The organism is Hyphomonas adhaerens MHS-3, assembly GCF_000685235.1.
In the GTDB taxonomy this organism is placed as follows: Bacteria; Pseudomonadota; Alphaproteobacteria; order Caulobacterales; family Hyphomonadaceae; genus Hyphomonas; species Hyphomonas adhaerens.
In genome coordinates this window covers 2,102,483-2,118,984 of sequence record NZ_ARYH01000001.1, presented here as the reverse complement: position 1 = coordinate 2,118,984, position 16,502 = coordinate 2,102,483, and the positions used below count along the sequence as shown (strand labels likewise).

The following is a 16,502-nucleotide window of genomic DNA, read 5'->3' as shown; positions in this document are numbered from 1 at the left end:
TTGCTGTCTCCCAGGCCGAAGTTTGTTCCACCCCGTTCGCCTTCGCTGTCCGCTATGTTTTGTCTGCGTCGGTCATAAAATGTGCCATTGTCAGCGGAGTACTTCCCGTATTCTCGAGCGTTAGTGCCGCTCCCGGCAGCTGAATGATGTCTTCCATATCCCGAGCGATTGCGGCACCATTTTCGCTGTGCGCACTCAGTTCGCCTGACACGACGCAATAGTAGTTGAGAATGTCCGGGTTGGTGTTCAGCCTCTTGCCGGGCAGCAGCTCGATCATCCTGAAAGTAACACCGCCTTTGGCAGGCCTGTCTGCCATAGGCTCTGTGATCACGTCTTCTTTGCAGGAAATATCAGCCTGTTGACTTGATGTTTTCCAGATATCCCCTGCATAGCCAAGTAGATCGCCATCCGCATCCCGCAGCTCTGCAGCATTCGGAGAGTAATCATTGATCAGAACATCAGACTCTCCGCTTTCCTTGCGGTTGCTCTTCATCGTTCCCGCGACATAGCGCCGGAATTTCCTCAGGCCCGAAGACGATGCCGATGCTGGCTTTTCAGTCAGCTGCGCCAGCGTCGACATGTCGGCTGACACAAGGATGCCACTGATGACACCCTTTCCGCGCCAACCATGCATGCAACCCGCTTGGATCAGCGTGTCGCCGGGTTCCAGCGGAATGTCCTCTCGTTCGTTGAGCGAGACGAAGCCATCCGACTGACTGCAGAAGAACAGATTCAGTGTGTCCGTCTTGTGCATGGTGGGGTGCTTTTCAAGCTCTTCCGGCGTCGGCAATGAATGGGTGCCGATAATCTTGTGCATCTCGGTAATCCGGGCGATCACCTCCGGACGCATCGCTTCCGGAACATCCTTCAGCACCGGCATTGAGCTCTGATCTACACCGACGTGCCGGAGGATACTCCCCCCTTTGGGTGGCTCATGCTCGACGGGCAGATTGCCCATATCTCGGGTCATCGTTGCCGACGCGGTTGCCGGAATCTCATCCACACGCCATGTGTCAGCGATCTGCTCCGACATGCGCCACACATCAGGATAATCGCCCTTGATTGCAAAGTGTGATCCGGACGGCCCCACCGCACACACCGATCGCTTGTAGGTTCCGTGCCTGTTACGCATCTTCTGCGCCTTGGGCGCGACGACCTTGTGACGAAGAACGCCGATGCCCTCAATTTCAAGCTCGATCACATCATCGACGCGCACAGGCCGCCCAATGTCGAACCCGCTACAATTCGTAATGGTGCCGGTACAGATTATATCACCGGGATAGAGCGTCACATTGTTAGAGGCGTGCGCGATGACATCACCGAAATCATGATCGATCGTTCCATGATTACCTTCGCTGCGGACCTCCCCGTTCACCCGCACGATTGCCCTTGCATCGCGGAAATCAAAGGCGTCGGCCGTCACCATGCAGGGACCGAGTCCGTTGGCAAAATCCTTGGAGACGCCCGGCCCGAGATTGAGCTTCGGATCACCCATATCCAGAACCTGTGTCGTGCGCGCCGAGAAGTCGTTGAAAATCGTGTACCCGGCGACATAGTCCATCGCGTCGCGGGCATTGATATTCTTGCCTTCCTTGCCAATCACGACAGCAAGCTCGAGCTCATAGTCCTTGAACTGCTCGCCTTCGGGATAGGTCACTTCTTCATCCGTCCCGATGATGGAATTCACGTTGACCTTGTAATACAGCGGCCGGGTGTACCACAGCTCTCCCGGCATCAGCTCCTCGGGATCAACCGAATCGGGATCCTGTCCCTGCATCCGCATTGACGTTTTCCGGCAATTTATCAGATGGCCTTCAAAGCACATCGTGTCGCGCATGACGCGCGGCCGAAGCGGAGCGAGCAGCTTGACATCCGATACGGAAAGTTTTGCGTCAGGTCTGGCCTTGGAGACGAGTTCAGCCGCTTGTTCCTGCGCCGCGCTTCCGCCGGAAACGAACGCGATCATGTCTTTAAAATACGCCGACGGCTCGCCATTCAGTGCCTGGCAGGCTGCCTGGAGATCGATGATTTCGGATTCGTCGGACGAGAGGGCGCCGAGCTTCTCTTCAGGTTGCCCTGACAACAGTCTGTAGGTGACGAGCTTCACGACACGCCCCGATTCTGAGCCACAACGGCCTGCCGGACGCGGACGGGCGCTATCCGTATTGAGCATATTCGTGATCGCTGCTGATAATTCATGTCACTCCCCCTAATTATGCCGGATCTTATTCTGATCCCTATCGGTACCAATGATGTTAATATCGTACCGTTCCGTACGTCAACAAAAGTTTTCAACAATCAAAAAAATGCCACACGGCGCCGCAGTGAGGATACAGAAACTCAGGAATGTGAGGGTCGAGGGGCGGCGCCAATCGCGGTTAGCCGGGTACACAGAGAGAGCTTACCACAATGGCAATGTTCCTCTGCCCCCGCCCTTACACGAGAACGCCGTTGAGAATAATATCGTAGAGTTCGTCGAACGCTTCGCTGAAGCCTACGCCGGCAGCATCGAGGCAATCCGGCTCATTGATCCGATTGACCGCTGCCAGGAGGATTTCTGCGAACAGGTGCGCATGGCACTTCCGGAACCGGCCTTTGGATATACCGTCCTCGATAATCTCCTCGAGCATCTCCATCCGCTGCTTCTGGTGATCCTTCAGCGCCAGCAATGCGGGTTCAAACGACTGAATATCCTCAAGAAATTTCCTACTCGCCTTCTTCGTTTCCGTAACACCGGGCCTGACATAGGCAAAGATGCGCCGCTGCGGTCCGTCCTGACCGAGCGCAGCAATGCGGCCCATTCGGCGCACGCGCGCCAGCCATCTTTCGACCACCAACAGAACGATGTCCTGTTTGGTTGGCGCTATCTCATACAGCGTTCTTTTGGAGCACTTTAACCGCTTCGCGAGGCCGTCCACTGTGACCGCAGCAAACCCCTCTTCAAGGAAGATCGACTCCATCTCAGCAAGCAAGGCCTCGCGGCGGCGTGACTTCCTTGTCCCGCCGTTCTCTCGTGCCTCAAGATTCATGTCCTCAGCGATTTGGAGCCTCCCCCGACGCATATAAACGCTCTCATTGACTCAGAGTCGTTTGCTGGATTACGGTACGAATATCACAATAATCGTATCCACAAATTGAAATTATGCAGACCCATTACTCTTGCACAACCCTGTCTGCACTCATTGTTGCGGCAATTCGCCGGCACGGGCAACGCCCCGCCATTACCTGCAATGGCCAGACGGTCTCCTACGCCGAACTCGACAGACTGTCGAACATTCTGGCCCTGGCGCTGCGCCGACGCGGCGTACAGAACAATGATGTCGTGGCGCTGCATATGCGCAACTCGATTGAATATATCGTCGCTGATCTTGCCATCCTGAAACTCGGCGCAGCCAAATGCCCGCTTAACGAACTCATGTCGCCCGCAGAGTTGGGCTACTGCCTGAACCACGCCGGCGTCAAACTGCTGATCCGCCATGCGTCCCTTCCTGCCCCGGACAATGTTGCCGACCTGACGCCAACCTGCATCGTCGTTTCTGACGGCCCCGGCACAGCTGACAATGATACGTGTACTGACTGGAACGCGGCCCTCGCCGCCGAAGATCAGTCCGGAGACACATTCGCCCCGGAGCCGGTGTCCCCATCAAGCCGTGCGATAATGGCATACACCGGTGGCACCACCGGCCAGCCCAAATGCGTTGTGCACAACCAGGAGCGCATGGGAATCAACCTTCTGGCCCAGGTCCTGTGTGGCGATGTGCGGAACGATGAAGTCATGTTGCTGACAACACCGCTTCCGCATTCCGCAGGATATCATATGCAGGCCTGCCTCTTTGCGGGTGGTCATGCGATTCTGGAAGACAAATTCTCACCAGACCGCGTTCTGAAGATATGCGAGAGTATAAATGTGACCTGGATGTTCGCGGTACCGACGATGCTCTATCGGCTTCTCGATGCCGTCAACGCCGGCCGACAGATGGCACCGTCGCTCCGCACCGTCGTCTACGGCGCAGCGCCCATGAGCGAAGACCGCCTGAAGCAGGGGCTCGAGCTGTTTGGTCCGGTATTCATTCAGCTATATGGCCAGACAGAGTGCCCGAACTACATCTGCACACTCAGCAAGGAGGATCATCTCAATACAGATCTGCTATCTTCCTGCGGAAAGGCGGTGCCTTTCTGCGATGTCACGCTTCTCGGAGAGGGTGGAAAAACTGTTCCGGTTGGCGACATCGGTGAGCTGACGACAGCATCCCCCTATCTTCTTGTAGAGTACCACAACGCCCCCGAACAGACTGCGAACACAATTGTAGACGGACGGTTGCGGACGGGGGACCTCGCCTATCAGAATGATGACGGCTACATATTCCTTGTTGACCGGACCAAGGACATGATCATCACCGGCGGCATGAATGTCTATTCCGTCGAGGTCGAGAACGCCATTCGTCAACATGCACGCGTATCCGATGCGGCGGTTATCGGCGCGCCGGATCCGGACTGGGGCGAAGCCGTCATTGCAGTTATCGTAAGTGATGACGTCATCGAGCATAAGGAGCTCAAACAGCACCTTGCAGGCATCTTGTCAGCGTACAAGATTCCGAAAACCGTTCACCGCGTCGATGCTTTGCCGCTTACGCGGTATGGCAAGATCGACAAGAAACGGCTACGACAGATGCATCTCGACGCCATGCTGATGGAATAGGCCTGCGACCTAAACTTCACGCGTCGCGCGCCTGTTTCAAAAGTGCGGCCGAAACAATCGCCTTTCGTACAATCAGGCCTCGTGCAATCCCACAATGGCAATTGCGGAAACATTCCGCGACGGCGCATCTCCAAGATTATACGAGAGACCGAGAGTCGGCGGTTCGCTTCGTTGCTGCGCACCGGCGCGCGCTAGCAGCTGCAGGTAGTTCTCGTAGATCATCTACATTGGCCGATCAGCGCTCTTTGGCCTCCGTACAGCCTATACCCAAGACTACGACTTTGCCCTAGATCCCCCTGGGCATCATTCACATCCATTCACTGTTGGAGCGGCTTTCATGAAACATCCCCCCGCGTTTTGTCGATCGACGTTATACGGAATTTACCCCACACCTATTCTGAACCATCACCGCGAACCTCATGAATTCGGGCAGCATCCTGGAATACGAAAGACGTTTTGGTCGTTCCCGGAGACTAAACGCCAGGATCGACCACTTCGGACCCGGCTCCTTTGACAATGCTCAAGACGCGCTGACTACCCCCTCTTCACGGGAAGCATCGCCTGCGCCGCCAAAAGCAAGCCAGCCACCGTCGACGGGCAAGGTAACGCCCGTGATATAGGAGGCAGCATCGCTCGCAAGAAACAGGGCTGCATTTGCAATGTCGTACGGCGCGCCCAGCCTGCCAAGGGGCACCCGTCTGACGATGGCGCTGGTGCCGTCCTTGCCCCCTGTCATATGGCCTAGCATCGGGGCCTCAATCACGCCCGGAGCGATTGCGTTGACTCTGATCCGGTATCGCGCCAGTTCGGTTGCGAACGTTTTCGTAAGCATCACGATGGCAGCCTTCGAGACGCCATAGGCATTCGACGCCGGGAAACCGGTCAGGCCGGTAATGGAAGCAATATTCAGGATGGCGCCTGATTGCCGCTGCCTCATATGCCGGGCGACGGCCTGGCTCATGAGGTAGGTTCCCTTGAGATTGACGTCGATGACGTTCTGCCAGGCATCGACCGACTGGTTATGAAGGGCAGCGAGTTCACCCGCGATACCCGCGCAATTCACCAGCACATCGATCTTCCGCCAGGCTTCTACCTGTTCGACGATGTCTTCGACCGATTCCAGCTTGCTGACATCACCCGCTACCCAAAGGGTGTCACCGCCTTCGGAGACAGCGGGAGAACCGGCCGGCGGCACCTTGATGTCATTAAGCGCCACATGAGCACCCGCCGCGACAAACAGTTCAGCGATGCCGGCCCCAATGCCACGGCCTGCGCCCGTGATGAGAACGCTCTTCCCTTTCAGATCCGCCGCCAGCATGCTTTTACCTTCAACATTATTCTTTTTTTGACTATATAGTCGAATTATCCGTAGCACAGATTTCTGCTGTCAAGAAAGGCTGATTGCGAGATCCTGCCAAATTCGGGCCCGGTGGTACTTGCGGGATGCTCACCCTGCTGGTGATCTGTAGCTGTTGCCATTAGGATTGAGAGCGAGAGGCTTTTACATCAACTCTCCAGTGCAATTCTGACCTTGAACCGAAGGAGCGAACTTGTCTCAGACTGCTCAGTCCAAGCGCCCTCGCGGCAGACCCAGACTTGACCGGCGTCATGAGGAGGTTCTGACGTGCGCGGCAGCGATGTTCAGTTCGCGAGGATATGCTGCCACGACCCTGGAAGACATTGGGGCTGAACTGGGACTTACGCGCCCCGGCTTGTACTATTATGCGAAGAGCAAGGATGACCTGCTGAACCAGTGTTATGCATGGAGCTTCAAGAAGCTCACGGACCGCGTGAATGCGGAACTTGGCGACGGCACGGGACGGGAACGGCTCGCCCGGTTCTTTCAGATTTACAGCGAGGCTGTATGCGATGACGCGTCCCGCTGTTTCCTCGCATCCGAGAATCATTTTCTCAGCCCCGAAAGCCAGAAAGAAGCGGCTAAAAGGGTGTCCGAAATAAACAACATCGTTGGTGGCCTGATAGATCAGGGCATTGCCGATGGATCTCTGGCTCAATGCGACCGGAAGTACGCCCTGATTGTGCTTTTCGGCGCATTCAACTCGCTACCCAAACTCTATAAACATAAAGGTCCGCCACCAGACGAGATGGGGCAGAACCTGTTTAATCTCATCATCAACGGATTGCTGCCGAAGCCATAGATCCCTGATGGCTTCGCCGGTGCGGAAACACAGGGCGATGCTTGCCCTATGTGGGCTTCGTTTTCGACCGCGCGCCAGCCCGGATCACGTCAGCACCGCGAGGATCGACAAGTTTGCCATGAATGGCCCGATTGTTGGCGTGGCCGAAATGATGAAGGTTGAAAGCTGATTGCAGTGCAGTCCACATGCCTTGCGCATCAAGTGACTGATTGACACTCATTTTTGCCATCTTCAGGCCGGCGGCCGGACGCAGGGCGATCTTTGACGCCATATTGAGCGTGACGTCTTCCAGCTTTTCACGAGGCACAACTTCGTTGACCATGCCAAGGGTCTTGGCTTCCGCAGCGCCGATCGCATCACCCGTGAACAGCATTTGCTTGGCCTTGCGATGGCCCACTTCCCATGCGTGGACGAAATACTCATGCCCATTCATGTCGAACGCGACGACAGGGTCAGAAAATTCTGCGTCCTCGCTGGCAATGATGATGTCGAACGGCCAGATCAACATGAGTCCACCGGCAATCGCCTTGCCCTGAACCTGGGCGATGATTGGCTTGGGCAGATTTCTCCACCGCCAACAAAGGCCGAGATAGACCTCCTGCTCCCTGGCCATATATCCCTGCGGTCCAGGATGTTCATGGCCCCCAATGCCCAAAAGCGGTTTATGATCGGCACCGAGATCCTGAAGGTCGTGTCCGGATGAAAAGTTCTTTCCATCCGCCGCGATGATGACGACCTTGATATCATCGTCATACATGGCTGCATCCAGCGCATCATTGATTTCATACAACATATCATAATTCTGCGCATTGTGCTTGTCGGCGCGCGCCAGCGTGATGCGGGCGACATGATCACGTGGCGTGTCAAAGCGAATAAAGCTGAAAGCCTGTGTCGTGTTCATATCGCGTGCTCCTTCTAGCCGATATTGCGCTCGGTATCCTGCCAGAAAAGCTTGCGAAGTTCGACCTTGAGAATCTTGCCTTGTGCGGACAACGGCAGAGGCTCTTTGCGAAACTCGATGGACCGGGGGCATTTGTAGCCGGCAATGGCATATTTGCAGTGAGCGGAGAGTTCTTCTGCGGTTACGCTCTCTCCCGACTTCAGTCGCACGATGGCATGAACCCGTTCACCCCACTTTTCGTCCGGCACACCGATAACGGCGCATTCCTGTATCGCCGAGTGGGAGGATAGCGCATTTTCGACCTCAGCAGAGTAAACGTTCTCCCCGCCGGAGATGATCATGTCCTTGACGCGATCAACAACATAGACAAAGCCTTCGTCATCCATATAGCCCGCATCGCCCGTTCGCACCCAACCATCGACCAGTGTCCCAGCCGTAAGTTCAGGCTGATTCCAGTATCCCAGCATCACGCCAGGCCCGCTCACTGTGATCTCGCCAACAGCGCCGAATGGAAGCGGCGTCATGTTTTCGTCTACAATTCTGATCTGCATGCCGCACATCGGCTGACCTGCCGAGCGCAGCCATGGCTTGCCCTCCAAGGCGGCACGGTGGTGTTCCGGCGTCAGCAATGTCGCGCAGGGGGACAATTCTGTTTGTCCATAAGCTTGCGTTAGCGATGCATTGGGAAAGAGCTCCATCACCTGCCGCACAAGTGCGTCGGAAATCGCTGAAGCTCCGTAAACAAGCGAGGTGATGGATGAAAGATCGCCCCCATTTGCGGTCAGGTATTCCTGAAGCATTCCGAGCATACTCGGAACAAGCGTGGCATCAGTGCATCTTTCTGCTGAAACTGCTTTTACGAAGTTCTCGGGCGTAAAGCTCGAAATGATCACGTGGGTCCCACCGGTGAAGGTCAGACCGTAAACTGCGGCCGCATCTGCAAGATGGAACATCGGGGCGGAATGAATGTAGATCTGTTCCTCAGTACGAGGAACGGTCAGGTTCCGGCACATATAGTTTCCGATGAGGCTGTCATGCGACAGCATAACCCCTTTGGAACGCCCCGTCGTGCCACCTGTATAGAAGAGCCCGCAGAGTTCGCTTCCATGACCACAGCGATCCTCGATCGGGTCTGACTGGCCAATGAGCTGTTCGAAATCAAGCAGGCCGTCCGGTGCCTGTCCGTCATCCATATAAACGGCCGCCTCCAGCGAAGGACATTCCTCAAGCAGGCGACCGGCCATGCCAGTGAACTGTCCATCCAGGAAAACCAGCTTGGCCCCGCTGTCATTCAAGGCGTAGACATGTTCCGGAGCGCTCCAGCGGAAATTCCCTGGAACGATGACAGCGCCGGCCCAGGCCACCGCAAAATACAATTCGAAGAATCGATCGCTGTTTACCGCGACTGAGGCCACACGATCGCCGGGCTTGATCCCCCGCCTGACCATCGCTCCGGCCAGTCGCGTAACGCGCTCGTGCACATCTTTCCAGCTTCGTCTGCGCTCACCAAATATTGTCGCGACTCGGTCGGGAAAAAGAAACGCCGACCTTTGAAGTCCATTCGTGAGATTCATCATGTTCGCGCCCTCCCTCTATGTTTATTTTGCGCGGAGTAGATGTCAGATGCTGAAACCACCTCCAACGAGCAGGACCTGACCACTGACATAGTTGCTGTCAGGGCTGCAGAAGAAATGGATCGCGCCTGCGGCCTCTTCTGTCGTTCCGGCGCGGCCAATCGGCACCATCGTCTTCAATGAAGCGCGCATCGCCTCCGGCACACCCACGGCGAGTTGCTTGCCGTCAATTTCAACAGTCCCGCCGGACTTTTCAATTGACTGAGTCAGGCGCGTATCAATCACACCATATGCAACACAATTGACATTCACCTTGTAGCGTCCCCACTCCTTCGACAGCGTCTTGGTGAGGCCGACCAACGCGGCCTTTGCAGACGAATAGTTCGCCTGCCCCGGATTGCCGCCTGTACCTGCCATCGACGAGATGTTGACGACCTTGCGGAACACTTCTTCACCGCGTGCGGCTTCCTGTTTCGAAAAAACACGGATCGGCTCCGAGGCTGCGCGCAGGATGCGAAACGGTGCAATCAGGTGAACATCCAGCATGGCCTGGAATTGCTCATCGGTCATTTTCTGGATCACCGAGTCCCAAGTATATCCGGCATTGTTGACGATGATGTCGATGCCATTGAAGGACTCCAGAGCCGCCTGAACAAAACGATCGCCGAAGTCCGGCGCCGTGACATTGCCGACACAGGCGACCGCGTTGCCGCCCATTTCCTTGATCGTGCTGACGACTTCAGCCGCGGGCGCCTCGTCGAGATCGTTGACCACAACTTGCGCGCCTTCGCTGGCGAGACGGAGGGCCAGCTCCCGGCCGATACCGCGCCCCGAGCCCGAGATAAGTGCGACTTTTCCTTCGAGTTTCGACATGTCTATCCTGCCTGCTTTGATAGTTTCTAGTTGAGTGCAATCACGGCCTCACCGGCCAGCGTATGGCTGCCAGCGTCGGTGTGCGCATTGATGTCGAGGCGAACCAGATTTTCGCCGTCTGACGTAAATTTCTCTATGATTTTCCCGGTGCATTTCACGCGCACATGAACGGGCGTGATTGCGAGGAACCGGACATTCCATTCCCTTAGCTGTGATTGCGGCACCCAGTGTGTCAGCAGCTGTGCCAGGTAAGCCATGGAAAGCATGCCGTGCGCGAAAACGTCAGACATGCCGGACGATTTCGCAAAATCGATGTCCACATGCATCGGGTTGTGGTCTCCCGAGCTGCCGCAAAACAGGGCGAGCACGTGGCGGGTAATTTCGGGGCTCACATGTTCAGGAAGCTCGTCGCCCACTTCAACACTATCAAATTCAATCGTCATAATCATCTCACCCGTTGCGAACCACTGTGACTGTGGTTGAGAGCCCAACCACTTCCGCATGCTGGTTCGTCGCTTCGGTTTCCTGGACGATGAATTCGAGCGCACCGCCTTTCTTGTCGTAGACATCGCGAATTCGCTGCTTCAGCGTAATGCGGTCTTCGGCATAGATCTGGCCGGAATATGAAAACCGCTGCTCACCATGCAGAACCCGACCGATATCGACATTGAACAATGTCAGGGTGGAAAACGGCTCAGGGCTCAGCAATGACAGGCTGAATGCGAAGGTCGGCGGTGCCGGCAAGGACGGATGCCCAGCGGCGCGTGCCGTATCCTCGTCGAAATAGACTGCATTGGTCTCGCCGGTCGCCTTGGCGAAGAATTTCAGCTGGCCCTTTTCGACCTCGACGGTAACCGGTTCGAATTCGTGCCCGATCAGACTTTTATCGAGCATGTTCAGACTTTCTCGTACAGCGTCACGACGCACGCGCCACCGAGACCGAGATTGTGCTGAAGGGCCAGTTTGGCGCCTTCCACCTGGCGCTTCTCAGACTTCCCGCGTAGTTGCTCAACAAGCTCAGTGCATTGTGCCAACCCTGTTGCACCCAAGGGATGGCCTTTGGAGAGCAGACCGCCCGACGGATTGGTCACGACCTGCCCGCCATAAGTGTTGTCTCCGTCCTCGACGAACTTCTCTGCACCACCAACCGGGCACAGGCCGATCGCTTCATAGGTCACGAGTTCATTGTGCGCGAAGCAGTCATGCAGCTCGGCGACCCTGATATCCTTCGGACCGATACCAGCGGCCTCGTACACCTGATTTGCTGCATTCTTCGCCATACTGAAGCCGACGACCTCACGCATGTCGCGTGCGTCAAATGCCGCCGGCACATCGGTCGTCATGGCCTGCGCGCGGATGCGCACGGAGGTGTCCAGCCCATGCTTTTTAGCGAAAGTTTCGGAGGTAACGATAGCCGCAGCCGCTCCGCAGGTCGGTGGGCAGGCCATCAGCCGCGTCATGACACCCGGCCACATGAGCGGAGAGTTCATGACATCCTCCTCTGTGACTTCATCGCGGAAAATCGCGAGCGGGTTGTTCGTAGCGTGACGGCTGGCTTTGGCACGGATCTTTGCGAAGGTTTCCATCTTCGTACCGAACTCGCGCATATGCGCCTCGCCTGCCCCGCCAAACATGCGAAGGGCCGACGGAAGGTCTTCGGTCGTAAGCTCCGAAGTAACCTCCTCGAACTTGCTCATCGGGCTCTCGAGGTGGCGGAAATATGTTCCCAGCGCACCGCGCTCCATTTCCTCGAAGCCGAAGGCAATCGCACAGTCGACAGCTCCGGACTCTACAGCCTGACGCGCTAGGAAGAGGGCGCTTGATCCGGTCGAGCAGTTATTGTTCACGTTGACCAGCGGGATGCCCGTCATGCCAACTTCGTACAGTCCTCGCTGCCCGGCAGTGGAGTCGCCATAAACATAGCCAGCATAGGCCTGTTGGACCTTTTCAAGCCCGATCCCGGCATTCTCAAGCGCCCGCCTGATGGCCTTCGATGCCATGACATAATACGGCTCGCTCCCCCCCGGCTTCGCAAATGGGATCATGCCAACTCCGGCAACGACAACATTGTTCAACAATTTCGTTCTCCCTGAACTTTTCTTCGACAACCCAGAATTGTCATTGCGACAGATCTTCATTCCATCGGAAGCGAAGTCTACGGTCCTTCCGAGTTTATTTTACTTTTTAGTCGAATAATAAACAATTTTTCGACTGTCTAGTCGATTTATTTATTGAGAGGGCTGGAGGGTGGTGTCAGACGAACTCGAAACAGTCTCCGTTTTCGCGGACGAGCAGGCCTCAGGCCGCAACCAACTCGCGCCATTCAAGAAGAGCGGCGTCGCGTAGCGAATCGAACCTGGCCCTGCTCTCGATGCTCCTTTGATGATTGAAGTGGTTGTACACAGACGAATGGATCGAAATGAATTTCTGGAGACTTCGCATGCGCCGGAAACGGGAAATGGCGCGTTCTCTTCGTCGGAATGGCAAGTGTGAGTTTTCGGCGCGATTGTTCAGGTGCCGGCCGGTCTCCTGACGCCTCTCGCTCCCGATCACTTTCATGGCCGCCCGATATGAAGGGCATTTATCCGTCACGACCACCTTGGAATTACCATAGCGCTTCATGGTTTTTCTTATAAATTTCAATGCTGAAGCCTTGTCACGAGTCTTCGTGACGAACGACTCCAGCACCTCTCCCTCATGATCAACCGCTCGCCAAAGGTAATGAGTCTGACCACGGATCTTCACAAAGACCTCGTCCAGGTGCTATTGCCACTGCGGACTTTGCTTCATGCCCCCCGATCGACGTTTGCGAATCTTGTGCGCGAAGTAAATGCCGAAGCGATCGACCCAGTGACGGACCGTTTCGTGGCAAATGTCGATCCCACGCTCGTGAAGAAGGTCTTCTACATTGCGCAGCGAAAGCGGAAATCTCACATATAGCATCACCGCAAGCTGGATAATCTCGGGCGACGTTTTGAATTAGCGGAATGGCGATTTGGTCATTTTCCGAGGTTAAACGCCTGGATGCGCCGCCTCAAGACCAGTTCCTTTGACAATCCCCGCGAAAGGCTTGATGCAGACTCTTGTCCTGCCCTGGCACCCAAATCTCGGGCGAACCGACTCAACGCAGTCACAGTGCGTAGACGGACGACAAGAAATAGCCAACTTCAGAGGCAATTATCCTAGCCGGCGAGCGGTCAGACTCTCCTGGATCTTATTCACGGCGGCGCGGTCCAAGGCGTAGCGATGATACAGATAGATCGTTACAAGCATAAGGAGCGACGTGACAGGGCCATACAGGAAGCCAAGGCTCCAGACCGTATGCCCAGAAACATTTCCGACGCTCGCCTTTGCCGGAAAGTGGATTGCATCCAGTAGTACCCCCCCCAGGAAAAGACCGACGGCAGCTGCGGCTTTGTTGGCGAACGAGCGGGTCGCGTAGAGCATGCCCTCTCGGCGCTTGCCCGCAATGAGCTCGTATTCGTCAGCGATGTCGGCATACATCGAGTTGATCGTCGTGATGACAGACAGGCTAATGAAACCGGTGATGAAGAAATTCGTCACAACGAACCATGTGATGACCGGTGATCCATTCTCGGGTAGCAATCCAGGCAAGAAGAGGCGCCCGGCTACGAAGATATTGATGTTTAGGAAACCAATGCAGGTCACGAGAACCAGAACCATCCTCTTATCGAACACGCGGGTCAGAAGGTTTACTGCTGGAAATGCGACCACCGCGCCGGCAAGACTCGCCAGAGGCAGTACACTCATTGTCTCCGTCGCCAGACCCCAGAAATGCACAGCCATATAGGTACCGAGACTCTGCTCGATATTGACGATGAGAACGTAGAGGAAGAGCCCGACGAAAACGTACCGGAATGACGGACTTTGCCAGGTACCCAGCATCTGCCTGACCACACCGAACAGATTCTTGCGTTCTGTTTCATCCGATTTCCGGAGAAAAGGGATCTCGCTTTTCGTGCCCAGCACGCAGACGGCGAGAACTGCAACCATCACGCAACCGAAGATCAGCCCGAGCCAGAAATACCCTGTCGGATTGAGCAGGCCCGGATCAAAGGCCTCTGTTGTCGGGAACAGGAACCGGTAAGCCACGAAGGTAACGGCAGCGCCGGAGACAACCCGGAACCATGTGCTGATGGAAAAAAGTGTCGTGCGTTGCTGGTAGTCCGGCGCCATTTCCGCTCCGAGTGCCAGATGCGGAATATCATAGAAAGTCATCGCGACCCTGGCCGAAATCGCGAAGACGGCCAACCAGATGAAATAACCGAATTCGGAAAGCCCTTGAGGCGGACTGAACAACAGGAAGAAACAGAGACCCAGCGGCACCGCCGCCAGCGCGATGAACGGATGCCTGCGCCCATATCGTGATTTTGCGCCATCCGACAGGTGCCCTACCATTGGGTCTGTAATGGCGTCGGCAAACAGAGACAATGCCAGCGCGGCGCCGGTGAGCACACCCGGTACACTCAATACCTGTTGGTAGTAAAAGAGCAGGAAGGCCCCAAACGCCGCGCTCTTTATACCTTCGGCGGAGTTCCCGACACCGAAGGACACCATTGTGACCATGGATAATTTGCGAACAGATGCCACGGTTCGTCCTCCGTCAGGCTTGTTTGCCGGGAAGGGTGAGGTCAAGCAATCGCACGAAGTATTGCCCGGAATGCTGGTCGCGATCTCGGGCGTGTCCTTGTGGATAGGGTCGCGGGAACGAGATCTTCAGGACATTGAGATCTTCGACATGAAAGATGCGCACAAGATTGGAGTTGGCTCCGTACAGATCAGCTATCCCGGTAGCGTTGATCACACCACTCGCGTCAATCTCATGGTAGGTTTCTCGGGAGCCGCAGAATATATCGATCGTGACCCAGAACGGTCCGGCATTCTTGGACCGGATATAGACGTCAAGGTCGCCAAGCCTGGAAATGCTCATTGGCCGGCCTCCTCGATGACCATCCGGTGCAGTTCGCCGGGCTCATTGACTTCCACGACATGGTTCAGACAGAATTCGTAGACCGGACCGCGTTCGATCTCTGCCGGCGAGTACGGAAAGGCAAAACTCGGCAAGGGTGCGTTCCGCTTGTATGGAAAGTGCAGAAGTAGCGGGTTGCAGAGCTTCAGGATCTCGCTGGCTTTCTCCTGCGTCTCCGCCGTCACCACGACCATCAGTCCAACCTCTGCAGGCACGGTGCCTGCCGGCAGCGGATTGAGCGCGCCTGCCCCATAGGGCCGGAAGTCAATATCATAGTCCCCAACCGTATAGCCCAGGACACCGGCTATCCGCTTCCGTGCATGGATCGATAGCGCCTCGATCCAGGAATCGATGTTTGCAAGCAATCCCGGATCGGCAATCCCGACAAAGCTGACTGTCTGGTATCCGGCATGCCGGGCGCCTTCCAGCTTTATGGTCGGCGCAGTCTCCTGTGCCGTTGCCCCCGTTACGCGGACACGCCGTTCATCGAGCGCAGTATAGACAGCCTCGTTAACATGAAGAACGATACCCGGTTCAACCAGCTTGAAGGGGTCGGAATTCTCATACAGCATGTGAGCAGAGACAGACCGGGGCGTACATCGATTTTCCTTATGCAGCGGTTCGACCGTGAACCCGCCCGCATCGATGTCTATCATTACCCCTCCCAGCTGAACGTCTTCGGTGCAGATTCCTCCGCACTCGGCAATCTTGGCTGCATGCCAGGCGGGAGCAGGAGGAAACCCGTGCATGAGCGCAAAGGCGCTGATCACTGCCGTGTCGGTTGCCCGCCCCGCCAGCACGATGTCCGCGCCGGCCTCAAGCGCCTTCACGAACGGGATGTGCCCGGCGAGAGCAACGATACGCCTGCATGCCCGGATAGTTTCGACGCTAAGGTCTTTCATCGGAGCAAGAGGCGCTACCGCACCTCGCTTTAGATACGTCTCGATCTCGGCCGGCTCCTGCTCGGAATAGATTTTCGCGATGCGCGCAGACAAGCCAAGCTCCTTGAGAATACTACGGCAGATCGTAGCGACATTATCGACGCCCTGATTGCTGCCACAGGTTCCGCACGAGCCTATGATCAGGGGAATTCCGCGCTCTAGCTGAGCAGGAATCATCTGGAGAAGATCCCGCTGGATAGCCGCATCCGTCATCTTTGATGTGCCCGAGCCCAGATAGTACGGTCCGGAATCCGTCGACCCGGCATCAAGCGCGATCGCATGCGGGCCGAGTGATAAGCCTCTTTGAAAGGCTTCTTCCGGACAGCCGGAGCCAAGCACGCCGGACGGGACCAAGATCCTACACG

14 protein-coding genes and 1 pseudogene are annotated in these 16,502 nt (G+C 56.1%); 2 read left to right on the top strand and 13 right to left on the bottom strand.

The window, feature by feature from the left end; translation table 11 throughout:
* Positions 1-52: 52 nt before the first annotated feature.
* Complete coding sequence (locus HAD_RS18010) at positions 53-2,107, bottom strand: fumarylacetoacetate hydrolase family protein (protein WP_051596118.1); 2,055 nt, start codon at positions 2,105-2,107, stop codon at positions 53-55.
* 328 nt (positions 2,108-2,435) lie between these two features.
* Positions 2,436-3,029, bottom strand: coding sequence for a TetR/AcrR family transcriptional regulator (locus tag HAD_RS18005; protein WP_162177495.1), 594 nt, complete (start codon positions 3,027-3,029; stop codon positions 2,436-2,438).
* A 113-nt stretch (positions 3,030-3,142) separates the two neighbouring features.
* On the opposite strand from HAD_RS18005, the gene HAD_RS10405 reads away from it, so the two are divergent.
* Positions 3,143-4,699: a class I adenylate-forming enzyme family protein gene (locus tag HAD_RS10405; protein ID WP_051596116.1), complete on the top strand. Its 1,557-nt coding sequence runs from the start codon at positions 3,143-3,145 to the stop codon at positions 4,697-4,699.
* Between the two features lie 520 nt (positions 4,700-5,219).
* Here HAD_RS10405 and HAD_RS10400 read toward each other — a convergent pair.
* On the bottom strand, positions 5,220-6,017 hold the full coding sequence (locus HAD_RS10400; protein WP_035570907.1) for an SDR family NAD(P)-dependent oxidoreductase: 798 nt from the start codon (positions 6,015-6,017) through the stop codon (positions 5,220-5,222).
* A 232-nt stretch (positions 6,018-6,249) separates the two neighbouring features.
* On the opposite strand from HAD_RS10400, the gene HAD_RS10395 reads away from it, so the two are divergent.
* Positions 6,250-6,858 (top strand): TetR/AcrR family transcriptional regulator, encoded by a 609-nt coding sequence (locus tag HAD_RS10395; protein ID WP_277813274.1) that lies wholly within the window; start codon positions 6,250-6,252, stop codon positions 6,856-6,858.
* A 46-nt stretch (positions 6,859-6,904) separates the two neighbouring features.
* Here HAD_RS10395 and HAD_RS10390 read toward each other — a convergent pair whose 3' ends face one another.
* The 10 genes and pseudogenes from HAD_RS10390 to HAD_RS10345 form a co-directional block, all read right to left on the bottom strand.
* Positions 6,905-7,759, bottom strand: coding sequence for an enoyl-CoA hydratase (locus HAD_RS10390; RefSeq protein WP_051596115.1), 855 nt, complete (start codon positions 7,757-7,759; stop codon positions 6,905-6,907).
* 14 nt (positions 7,760-7,773) lie between these two features.
* A complete protein-coding gene (locus HAD_RS10385) occupies positions 7,774-9,336 on the bottom strand; it encodes a long-chain-fatty-acid--CoA ligase (protein WP_206741256.1) in 1,563 nt (520 codons plus the stop codon).
* A gap of 42 nt (positions 9,337-9,378) precedes the next feature.
* Positions 9,379-10,206, bottom strand: coding sequence for an SDR family NAD(P)-dependent oxidoreductase (locus tag HAD_RS10380; protein ID WP_035570902.1), 828 nt, complete (start codon positions 10,204-10,206; stop codon positions 9,379-9,381).
* Positions 10,207-10,232: 26 nt separating this feature from the next.
* Complete coding sequence (locus HAD_RS10375) at positions 10,233-10,649, bottom strand: MaoC family dehydratase (RefSeq protein ID WP_206741255.1); 417 nt, start codon at positions 10,647-10,649, stop codon at positions 10,233-10,235.
* A gap of 7 nt (positions 10,650-10,656) precedes the next feature.
* Positions 10,657-11,100, bottom strand: a complete 444-nt coding sequence (locus HAD_RS10370; RefSeq protein ID WP_035570900.1) for a MaoC family dehydratase N-terminal domain-containing protein — start codon at positions 11,098-11,100, stop codon at positions 10,657-10,659.
* 2 nt (positions 11,101-11,102) lie between these two features.
* On the bottom strand, positions 11,103-12,251 hold the full coding sequence (locus HAD_RS10365) for a lipid-transfer protein (protein WP_035572087.1): 1,149 nt from the start codon (positions 12,249-12,251) through the stop codon (positions 11,103-11,105).
* A 253-nt stretch (positions 12,252-12,504) separates the two neighbouring features.
* Positions 12,505-13,149: pseudogene (locus tag HAD_RS10360) on the bottom strand (IS6 family transposase).
* Between the two features lie 234 nt (positions 13,150-13,383).
* A complete protein-coding gene (locus HAD_RS10355) occupies positions 13,384-14,817 on the bottom strand; it encodes an MFS transporter (protein ID WP_156942222.1) in 1,434 nt (477 codons plus the stop codon).
* 13 nt (positions 14,818-14,830) lie between these two features.
* Complete coding sequence (locus HAD_RS10350; RefSeq protein ID WP_035570896.1) at positions 14,831-15,157, bottom strand: DUF4387 domain-containing protein; 327 nt, start codon at positions 15,155-15,157, stop codon at positions 14,831-14,833.
* On the bottom strand, positions 15,154-16,350 hold the full coding sequence (locus HAD_RS10345; RefSeq protein WP_277813278.1) for an acyclic terpene utilization AtuA family protein: 1,197 nt from the start codon (positions 16,348-16,350) through the stop codon (positions 15,154-15,156). Before HAD_RS10345 ends, HAD_RS10350 begins: the two co-directional genes overlap by 4 nt.
* Positions 16,351-16,502 lie beyond the last annotated feature (152 nt).